Annotated in this window: 11 protein-coding genes; 5 read left to right on the forward strand and 6 right to left on the reverse strand. The window is 46.5% G+C overall.

The features are described 5' to 3' along the window. The first annotated feature begins 82 nt into the window (after nucleotides 1–82). On the forward strand, nucleotides 83–538 hold the full coding sequence (locus DESAL_RS13505) for a YaiI/YqxD family protein (RefSeq protein WP_015852543.1): 456 nt from the start codon (nucleotides 83–85) through the stop codon (nucleotides 536–538). A gap of 105 nt (nucleotides 539–643) precedes the next feature. Then, entirely contained in the window at nucleotides 644–1,921 is a 1,278-nt protein-coding gene (locus tag DESAL_RS13510; protein ID WP_015852544.1) for a phenylacetate--CoA ligase family protein, read from the forward strand. Between the two features lie 69 nt (nucleotides 1,922–1,990). Here the strand turns inward: DESAL_RS13510 and DESAL_RS13515 are convergent, their stop codons facing one another. Continuing rightward, nucleotides 1,991–3,079 (reverse strand): protein-tyrosine phosphatase family protein, encoded by a 1,089-nt coding sequence (locus DESAL_RS13515; RefSeq protein WP_015852545.1) that lies wholly within the window; start codon nucleotides 3,077–3,079, stop codon nucleotides 1,991–1,993. Further along, complete coding sequence (locus DESAL_RS13520) at nucleotides 3,072–5,519, reverse strand: PEP/pyruvate-binding domain-containing protein (protein WP_015852546.1); 2,448 nt, start codon at nucleotides 5,517–5,519, stop codon at nucleotides 3,072–3,074. The genes DESAL_RS13515 and DESAL_RS13520 overlap by 8 nt, the downstream gene beginning before the upstream one ends. Nucleotides 5,520–5,776: 257 nt before the next feature. Between DESAL_RS13520 and DESAL_RS13525 the strand changes: the two genes are divergently transcribed. The 3 genes from DESAL_RS13525 to DESAL_RS13535 all read left to right on the forward strand — a co-directional run bounded on the left by DESAL_RS13525 (nucleotide 5,777) and on the right by DESAL_RS13535 (nucleotide 10,009). Continuing rightward, complete coding sequence (locus tag DESAL_RS13525) at nucleotides 5,777–8,044, forward strand: hybrid sensor histidine kinase/response regulator (RefSeq protein WP_015852547.1); 2,268 nt, start codon at nucleotides 5,777–5,779, stop codon at nucleotides 8,042–8,044. A 109-nt stretch (nucleotides 8,045–8,153) separates the two neighbouring features. Continuing rightward, nucleotides 8,154–8,567, forward strand: a complete 414-nt coding sequence (locus DESAL_RS13530) for a desulfoferrodoxin family protein (RefSeq protein ID WP_015852548.1) — start codon at nucleotides 8,154–8,156, stop codon at nucleotides 8,565–8,567. Nucleotides 8,568–8,629: 62 nt separating this feature from the next. Further along, nucleotides 8,630–10,009, forward strand: a complete 1,380-nt coding sequence (locus tag DESAL_RS13535) for an MBL fold metallo-hydrolase (RefSeq protein ID WP_015852549.1) — start codon at nucleotides 8,630–8,632, stop codon at nucleotides 10,007–10,009. A 42-nt stretch (nucleotides 10,010–10,051) separates the two neighbouring features. Here the strand turns inward: DESAL_RS13535 and DESAL_RS13540 are convergent, their stop codons facing one another. The 4 genes from DESAL_RS13540 to pelG are packed head-to-tail and all read right to left on the reverse strand — an operon-like array spanning nucleotide 10,052 to nucleotide 14,563. Then, nucleotides 10,052–11,110 (reverse strand): HDOD domain-containing protein, encoded by a 1,059-nt coding sequence (locus tag DESAL_RS13540; protein ID WP_015852550.1) that lies wholly within the window; start codon nucleotides 11,108–11,110, stop codon nucleotides 10,052–10,054. Between the two features lie 24 nt (nucleotides 11,111–11,134). Next, nucleotides 11,135–12,199, reverse strand: a complete 1,065-nt coding sequence (locus DESAL_RS13545; RefSeq protein WP_015852551.1) for an HDOD domain-containing protein — start codon at nucleotides 12,197–12,199, stop codon at nucleotides 11,135–11,137. Between the two features lie 18 nt (nucleotides 12,200–12,217). Beyond that, nucleotides 12,218–13,174, reverse strand: a complete 957-nt coding sequence (locus DESAL_RS13550; RefSeq protein WP_015852552.1) for an NAD-dependent epimerase/dehydratase family protein — start codon at nucleotides 13,172–13,174, stop codon at nucleotides 12,218–12,220. An 18-nt stretch (nucleotides 13,175–13,192) separates the two neighbouring features. Beyond that, nucleotides 13,193–14,563, reverse strand: a complete 1,371-nt coding sequence (gene pelG / locus DESAL_RS13555; protein ID WP_015852553.1) for an exopolysaccharide Pel transporter PelG — start codon at nucleotides 14,561–14,563, stop codon at nucleotides 13,193–13,195.

The following is a 14,563-nucleotide window of genomic DNA, read 5'->3' on the forward strand; positions in this document are numbered from 1 at the left end:
TTAAACATTGATTTTTATCCCCTCGCCCCATAGTAAGGCCGAAAAAGCAAATCAAACTTCTGGTCATCAGGGATAAATAATTATGCAAATCTGGGTCGACGCTGATGCCTGTCCTAAGGCAGTAAAAGAAATACTTTTCAAAACCGCCATGCGCCGGGAAGTAAAACTTACCCTTGTGGCCAACCAGTATATGAATATACCCACATCCCCTTTCATTGATACAATCAAGGTCGGTGCAGGATTCGATGTGGCTGATAATGAAATCGTTAAGCTGTGCAATGCCGGAGATCTGGTTATTACCGCAGACATCCCGCTGGCGGACAAAATTGTTGAGAAAGGAGCAACTGGTTTAAACCCACGCGGAGAGCTTTACACCGAAGACAACATCAAGGGCATACTGAGCATGCGCAATCTTATGGAAGAACTGCGCAGCGCGGGAACTGTTTCAGGCGGCCCAGCCGCTTTCAGCCCTAAGGATAAGCAGAATTTTACCAATCAGCTGGATAAATTTCTGACCCGCAGCTTGAACCGGATTTAACAAAACATAAAAAGATTCCTGTAAATATATACATCTCCTCCCTAAATCTGCTAAGCTTATTCTGAAAACCATGCTCTGATTATCGAATACGCAAGGGAGGCCAGTATGACCGATCTCCATTTCTCAGACCAAAAGACTGCTGAAAAATATCAACTGGAAAAGCTGAACCAGATTCTGGGCACTGCCGTTAAGGCCCCTTTTTATAAAAGACTTTACCAAGATATCGAGCTGCCCCTGAAAAGTCTGGATGAGCTCAAACAGATTCCGATTATAGACAAGCAGACCCTTTGCACAGAAGGGGAAACCTGCAAGAAGTCACTATACACCCGCACCACCGGGGGATTCTATAAGTTTTCCACCGGGGGCACTTCCGGCAGGATGAGTTTTGCCCGCTACGGCCTAGATGAATTTCAGGAAGTCTGCAATGGCGCGGCCTATGGTCTTAAGGCATGCGGAATAACTCCTGACGATCTGGTAGCCAACTGCATCAGGGCCGGAGCCTTCTGGAACGGATTCCTGATCAGTTACCGCGCCCTTGAAATGATCGGTTGCAACATACTGCCCATCACCGACAATCAACCGGTAGAACGAACCCTTGATTATCTGGAAATGATGGGTCCGAATACCCTTTTCGGAATATCCCCCACACTGGTTCAGATTGCCCAAGCAGCCACACGCCGAGGTCTGAACCTCGACATCGAGAAAGTCGCCTTCGCCTCCACCCCCCTGACAACCGAACAGGAAAGCTACCTTGCCTCGGTTTGGCCTAATGCTTCTTTCCATTCTGCCGGATACGGAGCTGCCGAAGTAGGGCCTATCGGCTTTCAATGTGAACATTGTACCGGAACAGAACATCACATCCTGCAACCGCACTGCATAGTGGAACAGGATGATGACGGAGGTATCATCGCCACCTCTCTGATCAGAACCCTTCAACCTGCTATACGCATGAAGGTTGGCGACGATATCGAATGGATGGACGGAAAATGTCCCTGCGGCAGGACCAGTCCGCGCTTCAGGTTGCTGCAACGCTCTGATGAAATAATCGAATTTCAATACGATTCCATGTCGCTGGATCAGATTGATTCCTGTCTGGGTAATTTCAGGGAACTGACTCCGATCTTCCAAGTCCGGCTGGATTTGAATGGAAAGGAAACAGACATCATTATTCGTATCGAAGCTGCTGACGGAGATGCTGTGGATGACTACCAGCTGAGCTCCAATGTCTATGAATGCCTTACAAGCAAGATCCCAGCAGTGGGCGCCAACCGTAAGAAAAACAGCATCAGGGCCTTCAAGATTCTGGTTGTACCCTCCGGCGGCATACAGAGGGTGGAAACCACGGGTAAGATCAGAAGGGTTATTGATAAGCGGTTTATGTAAATTAATATTTAACCTCAAAGCCCCTCTTTGCCTGATCAGGTGGAGAGGGGCTTTGTTGTGTGAAAATTACTATTTCAATTCATCCTCATCCAGCCCCTGCGCCATCATCAACTTAAACAGCAGCTCTATGAACTTGCCGGAAACAACATCCGGCAAGGCAAAAAGCGGCAGCTTTCCATCGTGCATGGTTCCGGTACAGGCTAGCCAGATTTCTTTGGAAATTCTATCCAGACCGGGCATAAGCTCCTCGCGCCACAACCGCCCGTTTTCAGAAGTATCCAACCCGAAGGCACGGCATTGAAGGGGGCGATAATCAAAGAGACGGCACTTGCCTTCCTCCAGTAATGGACAGATGGAATCCACACCGGAAAGACAAAATCCGGCTTCGTTATCGCTGGATATTTCGCGCATAGCCAGCCGCTCAGCCCGAGCCGTGGCGACAGCTTTTTCAATAACAGCCAAACGATCCTCATGGGTCAGTTCCAAATTCACACAGTGACTCAAATGAAGGGCCTCAGCCAGAGTCATCCTCAGCGGAGTCCGGCAGCAACGGTCATGATCCAAGCCGCATTGCTGAAGGCTTTGAAGCCTTGCTGCCCGTTGCTCAACTTTACCGGCCAATTCCAAGTAGTCATTAAAGAAAGGAGACAGATCAACTTTACGCTTAAATTCAACACAGGGCGTACGCGCGGTAAGTTTTCCACTTTTGCGTCCATACTTGCGGATGGTCCACCACTGGGAAAAATTGGCAGGCTTGGAACGTAATGCCTTCATTTTACGTCCTGCCAGTTTATGCCCCAGCCCGCGCCGCAACAGGTAGGCATTAAGCACGGTCCCGGTCCTGCCGATACCATGACGGCAATGGATAAGAACCTTCTTGCCCAGATAGATAGACTCGTCCAACCACTCAAGGGCCTTTTCCAACTCCACCAGCTCCGGGGCCTCTTCGTCTTCAAGAGGCAGGTAATAGACATCAAATCCCGCCCCCTGTTCAATCTCATGCAGGTCGCAAAATTCACCACAAAGATTGATGATCCCATCAACTCCCTGTGCTTTGAGGGAATCCAACTGGGCATGACTCATAGGAGCACAGCCGACTGCAAGCTGATCGGTCACCCAACAGGGATTATAGGCCTGACTGCTATTCTCTTCAGACATCAATTCCCTCCGCTGCGAACACAAACTTAACCAACTCCGCATCCACCTGACCGGAATTTTCCAGCCTCATATCCATCAGTCTGGTCACAGCCATGAGATATCCCAGAACAGCAAGCTGTTTCGCAGTATCCTTTAAATCCAGACGGGAACTGAATGCCAGCAGCATATCCCCGCGCATTTCAGTTTCAAATCCATAATATTCAAGAGCCTTGCTGATGAACTCCAGCCGCAGAATCCGGTTATCTAATCCGGCTCCGCCGCCCTTAAAACGAAATTTTATATAATTATGACCGGCAACAGGTCCGCACAAAGAATCAATTTCAGAAAAATGGTAGCCGAAACGAACCAGCAAATGCATATAATCTTCCGCCAGCAGCCCGTAACTGGCGAGCAGCTTGGAATCCTTGCTGAAAATTCCTGCGGACATGCGATCGAATTCTTCCCAGTCCACATGGGTCATTTCCTCGGGCCAGTCCACCCGCTCATCAGAAAGCCCCTTCCAGAATACCTGCATGGGAAAACTATTGATTTCATCAGGAAAAACTTCCTTTTTGTTTTCAACGCCAGAATCTAGGCCCCGCTCCAGATCAATCAGGTATACCACCAGAGGCAGGGAGGTCAGCAGACGTTTTGAACTTCCCATACCCAAACCACGCTTATCCACCAGAGAAAACATTTCCTGCACTGCCATTTCATGGCAATACCGAATTAAATCATGCATGGATTCACAGCCGGAAGGACAGAAGTTTTCTGCGTTCGGGTCGACTAAATTAAGATGCACCAACGGCGGAGCCATATCCTTATATAAATCCAAAATACGTTGCGGAACCCGCGAATCATTGCAGCTACGGGTCAACACACTCTCTATGCAACCTTCATAAACAGCTCCGGATGTTCCATCCACAGTAACCACCTGTCCCGGCTTAAAACGATCCAGCACATCACCCACCAGCACAGGAATACCCATCTCCCTTGCCACAGACCCGAAATGGCTGGCCCTGCTCCCGGCAGCAGAGAGCACACCGTTCATCTTTGCAGCAAAAGTAAGCAAGGAAGGTTTCAAGGCCGGGGTGACTACGATAGCGCCTTCAGGGATTCGCGCTATCTCTTCACCGCTGCGGGCAAAATACACTTCACCGCACCCCGCTCCGCCTGCGGCACGCTCTAAACCTTCAATGAGCGGCATTGCTGCAATGGGAGCAAATTCCCTGACCTGCCCCGCCGCTTCCTGCTGCAAAGGGCGTGTCTGAAGAATATGAAACTGACCTTCCTGATCCAAAGCCCACTCCATATCCTGCGGACAACCGAACTGCTCTTCCAGCTTCAAAGCGCATTTAGCCAATTGAATAAGCATCCGTTCATCAGGCAATGCAGCGCGATTAAAATCACAGTCACTGACCAGCCGAGGCTCCTTGTCCCGATACAGCGAACCTTTAACAGGAACAACGCTGCCATCAACAAGGGAAGCACCCAATCCCGAAACTCCGTAAACCCCGACACTATCGCGGCTGAGGCAATCCGGGTCCAAGGAATAAACTACCCCGGAACTGCGGGCATCTATCATAGGCACGATGAGAACTGCCATGGCAGTATCATTATCAGTCAAGCCATTGGAAATACGATAAGAAACAGCTCGAGGACAATACTTGCCAGCCAAAACCCGTTTATAAGCTTCGAGAACATCATCCGGATGCACATCAAGTTCGCTTGCATACTGTCCGGCAAATGAAATTTCACTATCCTCGGCCAAAGCACTGGAACGCACTGCGAGTCTGCCGGTACCGTCAAGATAGGTAGCAAGACCTTGTTTTATCTCTGTAGTAACTTTGGGAGGAACTTCTCCCGCAAGGAACAGCTCTTGAAGCTCAAGGGTTAAAGATGAAAGCAAGCGCACATTACCTACCTCCATCTGACACAGCCTCTTGCTCACAGCTTCACGTAAATCATTATGCTCCAGATAAGCCTGAAAAGCATTCGCTGTTACCACAAAACCGGGAAGAGCCTCCACATGTCCCAATCCGTGCACCCGGCCTAAATTAGCTCCTTTTCCTCCAGACAAATCAGGGCATTCACCCGCAGCAGCAAGAGGGACAGTGTACGGTGGCCCGGAATCAGGAAAAGGCAGGGCAACTGCGTTGCGCGCTTTTAGATCAATGCGCTGAAATTCTTCCGGCAGATCACGAAATTTATGGGGATGCATCTCCTGTAATTCCCCGACCATTCCATAAACGGCCTGAGAGATCTGGGCTTGCAGACAATTAGCCTGCATCCGGTCAGAAAGATTTCTGCCGTAGAACAGTTCTTCAAGGTCAGCAACCAGATCGAGAGCTTGCGAGTCGTATTCCAGCAGAATTTTGAATGCTTCATACTTACGTTGCTGCAAAGCTCTCGGGGCAAACAAGGTTTCAGCCCAATATTTCAAACTTTTAAGTGGAAGCATCGCCTCTCCGAAACATTTGTGTTTTCATTTTTCCGGCTTACGAACAGATTATCTTATTACAATAAAAATTCACAGCCCGGAAAATCCATTCCAACAATATATTTTATTTCCATACCATCATCGGCAACACATCTTTTTTACACCACATATTGATTTTATCTCTCTGCCGAGCTAAATATGAAACAGTGCCCTTTGCGCTACAGATATATAATTCAGGGATTTTCCCTCGACAAAAGATTCGGAGACGTTTGCAGACAATGAATTATTTAAAAAAGTGGTGGCTGACTATTTGCTTCGTTTCACTGACAGTCCTCCTGACAGCTATAATTATCATTCCCCACTCCACCACATCCCGTAAGGCTCTGACCGAACTGGCCCATGAGATTATGCTCAATATCTCTTCATATACGCTGGACAAATCGGAAAGCTACCTTCGCCCGGCAGAGAATGCAGCAGAACTGACACGGTTCCTTGCAGATAGTAATATTGTCAGCAGTGATAATTACCAAAATATGATTCGGTATTTCAGCGAGCAGCTTTCTCTATACCACCAGCTTTCGGGTATCTACTATGGAACAACCAAGGGTGAATTTTTCATGGTTACCCGCTCCGATAATAAAGTAAAAAATGGCTTACTCTCAAAAACCATTCTTTTTGAGAATGGTGAACGCAAAACAACAATGACCTGGACCACGGCTGAAAATAAGGTACTGCAAAGTGATCTGATGCCGCTGGATAAATATGATCCCCGTAAACGCCCATGGTTCATTGAAGCTCTGATGACCAATGATGTTATCTGGACCGAACCATATATTTTTTTCACCAGTCAGAAACCGGGAATAAGTACAGCCAGTCCGGTATACGATGAGAATGGCAAATTGCAGGGAGTCGTCGGTGTAGACATTACAATCGCTGAACTTTCCACATTTTTGAATACACTGACCATCGGACAGAGCGGGAAAGCCTTCATTGTAGATACAAATGGAAATGTAGTTGCATTTCCAGATCTTGAAGCTCTCAAACAGACGACACAAAACAACAAAATACGCTTAAGCAAAATCAATGAGTTATCCGATGAGATATGCCAGAAAGCCTATAAATCCCTAAGCGTACATCCAGACCAAATTCCGCAAAAACCAGTGTTCACAACATTTGAACACCACGGCGCACGCTATAATGCAGTTTTTACTCCCTTTAAAAATTCCCACTGGCCCTGGATTATCGGCCTATACATCCCTGAAGACGATTATCTGGGAGACATAAAAAAAGACTATAGATTAAGTGTCATGACAGCTGCCTTAGCTATTCTCCTTTCCGGACTGATAGGCTGGGTCGTAGCCCGCAAACTGAATGCGGCAAAAGAAAACGCAGTAGCGGCAAACCATGCCAAAAGCCAGTTTCTGGCTGTCATGAGTCATGAGATCAGAACTCCCATGAATGTAATTCTAGGCACAACTGATCTGCTCAAGGATTCCCACCCGCGCGATGACCAAAAAAAATATATCAAGTTGCTTGATGATGCAGGAGAAGGCCTACTGGCTTTAATAAACGACATACTCGATATGTCTAAAGTGGAAGCTGGTCTGCTTGATCTTGAAAGCATAGACTTCAACCCATCAAAAATAATGCGCCAGAGTTGCAGTGTTTTTGAACACTCAGCCTCCCAGAAGGGAATTGAGCTGGCCTGCCGTGTAGATGGTAAATTACCCGGTCTTGTCCAAGGTGATCCTGTAAGAGTGAAACAAATACTACTGAATCTGATCGGTAATGCGGTCAAATTTACTGATACCGGGGGCGTATATGTTCAAGCCGGATACAAACAGCTGACTAATAACAACGTTGAATTAAAATTTGAAATTCAGGACACAGGTCCCGGAATTCCCAAAGACAGACAACATGCCATTTTTGAGCACTTTACTCAGGCTGATAGTTCCATAACACGCGAATATCAGGGAACCGGGCTGGGGCTCTCCATCAGCAAAAAGTTATGTGATATGATGAATGGCAAAATTACGGTTTCAAGTTCACCCGGGAGTGGAAGCACGTTCACTTTCACTATAACTATGAAAGAAGTGAAAGACTCCCATACTAAGGCAGAAAAATTCAAGAATCTTCCCGAAGACCGCACGCTGCCCCGTAAGGTACTGCTTATTGAAGACAATAAAAGCAACCGTCTCCTTTTCAAACATTTTATTTCCGATTCGCCGCACATTATGAAATGTGCTTCGAACGGTGAAGAAGGGATTGAGATATACAAGGAATTCCAACCGGATATAATTTTCATGGACATCGAAATGCCGGTTATGGACGGTTATAAAGCCACAGAAGAAATTCGAGACTGGGAGAGAATAATCGGCCTTTCCCCCGTGCCGATAATAGCCCTATCCGCCCATGCAATTAAAGGTACAGCTGAAGCTGCCCGTGAAGCAGGCTGCACCAGCTATATGACGAAACCAATCACCAAGCTGCAATTCCTTGAACGTATTGAAAGGGACAGTCAACTAAATAACAAGAACCATTATTGACTATAGTCAGGTATGGTGTATAAGGATTTAAAAAGCACATTGCACAGCGATTACACTGTGTAACCACTCGCGGGAAAATAAGAAAAATAGATACATTTAGGAGACGATTATGAATTCAAGAAGAAAATTCATGGCTATGTCGGCTGCAGCTACTGCGGCAATCCTGATGCCTGTAACCAATGCCGCTGCTAAGAAAAGGGGTGGGTATCCTTCCAACATTATTTATACCCAAAAAGACCCCGGTGTATGGAGCAAAAAAGCAGCGACCCATCTCCCGCAGGTCGAAGTCAAAAACGGCAAAGCAATTATACGTACACTGCATCCCATGACAGAAAAACATTATATCGTCCGCCACACATTAGTAGATGATAAAGGTAACGTTGTCGGAGCAAAGACCTTTGCAAATACTGATGAAAAGGCAGTATCCCGCTTCGAGCTGCCGGCAGATAGCAAAGGTAAAAAATTCTTTGCAACCAGTTTCTGTAACAAACATGATTTCTGGGTAAGCCCGGTAACTTTGTAAACCAAAAGCGGACTCTGCTTCTCACGCTCTTGAACTGAATTTACATACAGGAGAACGCATAAATGTATTTCAAACAGCTAACCACAGAAGGACTGGGTTGCTATTCATACGTAATCGGCTGCCCGGCCGCAGGAGAAATGGTAATTGTAGATCCGCGCAGGGATGTTCAGGAATATCTGGATATTTCGCGCGAGGAAGGCATGAAAATCACCCGGGTCATCAACACTCATGTCCATGCCGACCATGTTGGCGGCGAACAGGAACTTAAATCCATTGTCGGTGCTGAGCTTTTTATCCATGAGAATGCCGATGTAGGCTACGAGCACACCTCCATCAAAGAAGGAGATTCCTTCATTGTCGGGGCGGCAAAACTGGACTTCCTGTACACTCCCGGTCACACACCAAACGCAATTTCCATTCTGGTTACTGACACCATGCGTGGAAACGAACCTTGGATGATTCTTACCGGAGACCTGCTTTTTGTAGGTGACATCGGTCGTCCGGACCTGCCGGGAGATGAAATTCTCGATGAACAGGTGGCTAACCTCTATGACAGCCTGTACATAAAACTGGGCAAACTTCCGGATTATCTCGAAGTTTATCCGGCTCACGGACAGGGGTCCCTCTGCGGCAAGGGTATGAGTGCCAAACCTAGCAGTACCCTCGGCTATGAACGGCGCTACAACCCCATGCTACAGTTCAAAACATTCGAAGATTTCAAAACCAAGGTGCTGGAATCATTTCCCAGTCGCCCGAAATCTTTTACCCACATCATCAATACCAACTTTGACGGCGCTCCTTTACTGGAACGCTGCCCCCTTGACCGGGCAATGAACCCGGAAAAATTCAAGCAGATGATTGAACAGGGATGTACGGTAATTGATGTGCGCGATGCTGCTGGATTCGGTGGTTTCCATATTCCGGGAAGCATCAACATCGGACTGGAAAAACAACTCGCCAACTGGGTAGGCATGGCCGTGGAACCAGATTCCGACCTGCTGCTCGTGGTCAACTCCAAAGAAGATTATGACCGTATGTGCAAGGAACTGCACCGCATAGGTTATGATCGGATTTTCGGTTACCTGCACGGCGGAATCGCCGCTTGGCTCATGGCTGGATATCCGGTTGAAAATCTGGCTCAGAAATCAACACAGCAATTGCATGACGCAATGGCGGAAAATAAAAACTTCACCCTGCTGGACGTGCGCACTCCCGCAGAATGGAGTAATGGTCACATCAAAGGAGCAATCCATAAGCCCTTCGCGAGAGTACTTGAAGAAGGAATTGATGTGGACAAGGACAGCCCGGTTATCGTCATGTGCGGATCTGGATACCGTTCCAATATTGTCGGCAGTTATCTGCAAGGCAATGGATTCACACAGGTCTGCTCACTAGCAGGGGGAGCAATCGCATGGTCCCGCTCGGGATACGAGTTGGAATAAATCAAAACAAAACCCCGAAGCAACATGCTTCGGGGTTTTTAATTAATCTTCTAAAATCAAAAGGACATCATCTATTAAACGCTGAATATTGGGCAGCAACTCTATCAATTGCTCAGCTGTAATTCCAATCTTATCCCACGCTGTCTGGTCAATAAAACCGATTACCGGAGAAATTCCAAGTTCATACCCAAGAGCCTGAGCTATAAAATCGGCGACATGAATAACCATTGCATCAGGATCACTCTCAATTTTTCGTGGATTATGATGTCCGCCTGCAGCAGCTACCAACTGACGGGGAAATTTCCATTTTTCTAAAATACAGCCGCCAAGATCCGCATGGTTAAAGCCGAGCATCTTACGCTCAGCCTTGTAAAGATTATATCCATCGCTGTTGGCCAATCTGAAAAGCTCGACCCCCAGACTGTAATTACTTTCAAATATTACATGCAGGCCGATATCATGCAGCAATCCACCAGCAAAAAAACGCTCAGGATCGCCAAGTTCGGCAGTCACCGCAATTTCCTGCGCCACAACACCGCAGGCAATGGAATGCTTCCAAAATTTTACCAGATCAAGCACTGTTTTATCAGTACGTTTAAACAAGCTCAAAGAAGCGGTTCCAAGGGCTAAGCCTCCGGCTTTTTCAAAACCCAACAACTCCAAAGCCTTGGACGGAGTTTCAACAGGCTTATCCTGCTTATACAATCCGCTGTTCGCCAGCCGCATAACCGCTGCAGAAAGCTTTGGTTCCCTACAAATTAGTTTTGCAAGATCACTGATGGTGCTATTAGGATCATCAATAATTCTCTGCAACTGCATCTGAATCTGTGGCAATGAAGGCAGGGTAACAGGACCTTTTAAGAAATCTGCAGGGCCTTCAGGCTTTCTCCCATCCCACGGCTCAGTATCCGAAGAAAAAGTCTTAGGCAAGAAGGAATCAGGCTCTTGGATCATCTGCTTATAAACGCGCTTAAAAGCTTCTTTCTTGAGCAAATTTACTAAATTAGAATCTCCGGAATGCATAAAGAGTTTATGAACATAACGCGCTGCAGCCTCTTTGATCTCTGGCCTGATTTTAGATGAAGACTGAATATTGCTCATTAATATCTCTTTTAACACCAACGGTTATGCCGGATTCAGTATTTCAAAAATTTCTTCAATCAATTTCTGAACTTCAGGAATCATGTCGATAAACATTTCCCCGCTAACTCCGAAACTTTCATAGATTTCATGGTCCAAGACCCCAAGCACAGGAGACAATCCCAGATGATATCCCAGAGCTCTGGAGATAAAATCAGCCACATGAATTATTCCGGCATCGGGATCTTTCTTGGCTTTTTCCGGATTATGATGAGCAGAGGCAGCCAACACTAAAGATTTAGGGAAATTCCAATCCTGAAGGATCACGCCGCCTAACTCCCCATGACTGAACCCAAGTAGCTCCTTCTCGGCATCATATAGGCAGTTCCCATTTTTGCGTGCTAACTCAGCAAGGTCAGCACCAAGGCTTTTATCACTTTCAAAAATAACATAAAGACCGATATCATGGAGCATTCCTGCAACAAAATAACGCTCAGAATCATGAAATCCTGCCAGCTTTGCTATTTCCTGCGCGACAACACCACAGGCTATGGCATGCTTCCAAAATCTCTCGACCTTCAGAACCTGTGTCCCTTCGCTCCGTTTAAAAAGACTAAGTGAAACAGTTCCAAGAGCGAGAGAGCTGGCCTGCCTGAATCCCAAAAGGGCTACAGCTCTTGAAGTAGTATCCACCTCAGTTCGAAAACTGAACATGGCACTGTTAGCCAGCCGCAAAATAGCAGCCACTAATTTGGGATCCTTATTGATCACAGCGGCCAGATCGCCAGCAGAACTCTCTGGATCTTTAACAACTTTCTGAATTTCCAACAGCACCTGAGGCAAAGACGGAAGAACCAGCTTCGACTTCAAAAAATCCCTTGGAGTATCTGGCTTAGGACCTTCCCAAGGCCCGATATCAGAAGGCCGTGGTTGAGGCATAAACTCATCAGGCTCCACAATCATCTTCTTGTAGACATTTTTAAATGCCTCTTTTTTTAAAAGACGAATGAAATCAGATTCATCAGCCTGACTGAAAAGATGTCTCACATATTTGACTGCGGCATCTTTAACCTGCGGGTTAAGCGTTGTAGTCTGCTCAATTTCGTGCATAGATATCCTTGGTGAAAATTAGGACTTAGATTTTATTGCCCAATCAACAGTACGCGCCAAACCGTCCTCGAAAGAAACTTGGGCCCTAAAACCCTTACCTGAAATTCTGCTTACATCAGCACGTGAATGCCTGATATCCCCAGCCCGCTCGGGCTTGAAATCAATTACTTCCGGGGCAGAGGTTAAACCCGCGACAACCGTTGCAAGATCGCGCACGGATCTTCCTACTCCGGTTCCGACATTATAAATTCCGGTCAAAGGCCCCCGCCCGTGCTCATCAAGACCAGCGGCTATTAAATATGCAGTTACCACATCGGAAACATAGAGGAAATCCCTTGTCTGCTCCCCATCCCCGAAGATGACCATATTTTTACCGGCCAATCCGAAATCCACAAAACGGGAAATAACACCACTATACTGGCTGGTCGGGTCCTGACGCGGACCAAAAATATTAAAAAACCGCAAAGAGCAACCGTAGCCGGACTCTTCAATGTAAGCCGAGGATCTATACTTAGCTACTCCGTAAGGACTTAACTGTTCAGCATCCTGTGCGTATTCTTCCTTAACCGGAAGCCGATTTTCATTGCCGTATTCTGCTGCTGAACCGGCAAAGACAAAACTGGAAAACCCAAGCTCCTTTGCGCTATCAAGCATAACCCGATTAGCTTCAAAGTTGACCTTCATCGTCAGATCAGGATGCTCCACTGAATACGGGACGCTCACCACGGCAGCCAGCTGAAAAACAACATCCAGATCAGGATGAATCTGCTTTAGCTCCTCCAATAAGCCTTCTTCGACTATAGACCTTTTGTAAAAAGTAAAGCCAGTATGCCCTATGAAGCCTTCCATGTTGTGCTCATATCCACTGGCAAAATTATCAACACCCACAACAGAATGCCCTGTGTCAAGCAAAGCCTGTGTTAAGTGACTACCTATAAAACCGGCACACCCGGTAACAAGACAGGTCTTCGTCATCTCCCCTCCAGTATATCATCAGAACAACGGCTGACTTGAAAAAGTTAAATATTCCAGATCACGAACACTTTTTGAAACAAGATGGTAAGCACACATCAATGCAATGAAGCATGAATAGCAATAACCATAACCGTAAAAAGTGAAGCCAAGCTGCATGCTCAACCAAGTCAGCCCCACGTTACTTAGCAGAAACACAAGGGTGACCGTCAGCACTTCCTTACGCTGGTCAAAATAAAATAGAATGATCACAGCCACAGAAAGCATGACCTGTAGTAGAGAGCCAACCAAAGCAATCTGCAAAAGAGGCTGTTGTAAAGGAGAAAGGCCTACTAAATCAACAAACTCAGGGGCCATAAAAATACAGAGCATGGTCAGGGTCCCCTGCACAATCAAAATTTCACGCAAACTTTCCTTAAGCATTTTGATCATGCCCTTCTTTTCCTGCAAAATACTGGAAAGGTCTTCCTTGGATATTATTTTTGCAAAGTAGTCGTGATAGTGCTCGTAGAACTTTGTTTCAGTTTTAACCAGAAAAATGGACAAGGTAGGCACAATGGTCAGGTAAGCGAAAAAAATAGGCCCTTCATACATATCATGAGTGCGCAGGTAGGGCACCACCATTCTGGAATCCGGCGCAAACCAGAACATGATTTTATCTACCCAGATAGCCAGATTGAAAAACATTCCGATCAGGGCCAGTTCCCAATATTTGATAAAATATGAGAATAATGCCGAATCCCAAACCCTGCCCGGAGGGAACTCAGCAAGCAACCGAGCCAAAAGCCAGAAAAAAATAACAGCCTGACCTAAAGTATACCCCAGTAAATACCCATCAAGACCGAACAATGGGTAAAGAAAAAAAGCGATCCCCACACTACACATGGTTCCCACTGCGAACCCCTGAACGATAGACCGGAAATCCTTTACAGCCGAAAGAAAAATCATAGTCAACCAGATCATAGCTACGACAAGGAAAAGTATCACCGCAATAAGCTTATAGATGAAGCTCAGCTCAAAAAACCAAATACCCCCAACACTTATTAAGCCACCGGCTGCAAGCAATACAAGAGCACTGGTAAAAAAAGCGGTAAGAGTTACCTTCTCATCACCCAGATAAAAACGGTCGGCTAGATAACGAGTCACCACAAGTTGGATATAGCCCACATAGATGAGTGAAAAAGCATAGACATAAACAATGGTAGTACGAAAAATATCCTGATCCATCCGGGAAAAACCGGAATAAGAATATAGGCCCAGTACAGCCAGACAGAGAACACTCATAAGCCACGGCCCGGACGAAACCATAGCAGCATACAAATATGCGGACATTTCGGAAAGAAAGCTGTCCCCACGGAGCATTTTTCTCAGTTCAAATCCTATTCCTGCCAT

The organism is Maridesulfovibrio salexigens DSM 2638, assembly GCF_000023445.1.
In the GTDB taxonomy this organism is placed as follows: domain Bacteria; phylum Desulfobacterota; class Desulfovibrionia; order Desulfovibrionales; family Desulfovibrionaceae; genus Maridesulfovibrio; species Maridesulfovibrio salexigens.

Bases quoted from the DNA above. Each gene is read 5' to 3' on its own strand.
- DESAL_RS13505 (WP_015852543.1), top strand. From the start codon at position 83: ATGCAAATCTGGGTCGACGCTGATGCCTGTCCTAAGGCAGTAAAAGAA.
- DESAL_RS13510 (WP_015852544.1), top strand. From the start codon at position 644: ATGACCGATCTCCATTTCTCAGACCAAAAGACTGCTGAAAAATATCAA.
- DESAL_RS13515 (WP_015852545.1), bottom strand. From the start codon at position 3,079: ATGTCTGAAGAGAATAGCAGTCAGGCCTATAATCCCTGTTGGGTGACC.
- DESAL_RS13520 (WP_015852546.1), bottom strand. From the start codon at position 5,519: ATGCTTCCACTTAAAAGTTTGAAATATTGGGCTGAAACCTTGTTTGCC.
- DESAL_RS13525 (WP_015852547.1), top strand. From the start codon at position 5,777: ATGAATTATTTAAAAAAGTGGTGGCTGACTATTTGCTTCGTTTCACTG.
- DESAL_RS13530 (WP_015852548.1), top strand. From the start codon at position 8,154: ATGAATTCAAGAAGAAAATTCATGGCTATGTCGGCTGCAGCTACTGCG.
- DESAL_RS13535 (WP_015852549.1), top strand. From the start codon at position 8,630: ATGTATTTCAAACAGCTAACCACAGAAGGACTGGGTTGCTATTCATAC.
- DESAL_RS13540 (WP_015852550.1), bottom strand. From the start codon at position 11,110: ATGAGCAATATTCAGTCTTCATCTAAAATCAGGCCAGAGATCAAAGAG.
- DESAL_RS13545 (WP_015852551.1), bottom strand. From the start codon at position 12,199: ATGCACGAAATTGAGCAGACTACAACGCTTAACCCGCAGGTTAAAGAT.
- DESAL_RS13550 (WP_015852552.1), bottom strand. From the start codon at position 13,174: ATGACGAAGACCTGTCTTGTTACCGGGTGTGCCGGTTTTATAGGTAGT.
- pelG (WP_015852553.1), bottom strand. From the start codon at position 14,563: ATGGCAGGAATAGGATTTGAACTGAGAAAAATGCTCCGTGGGGACAGC.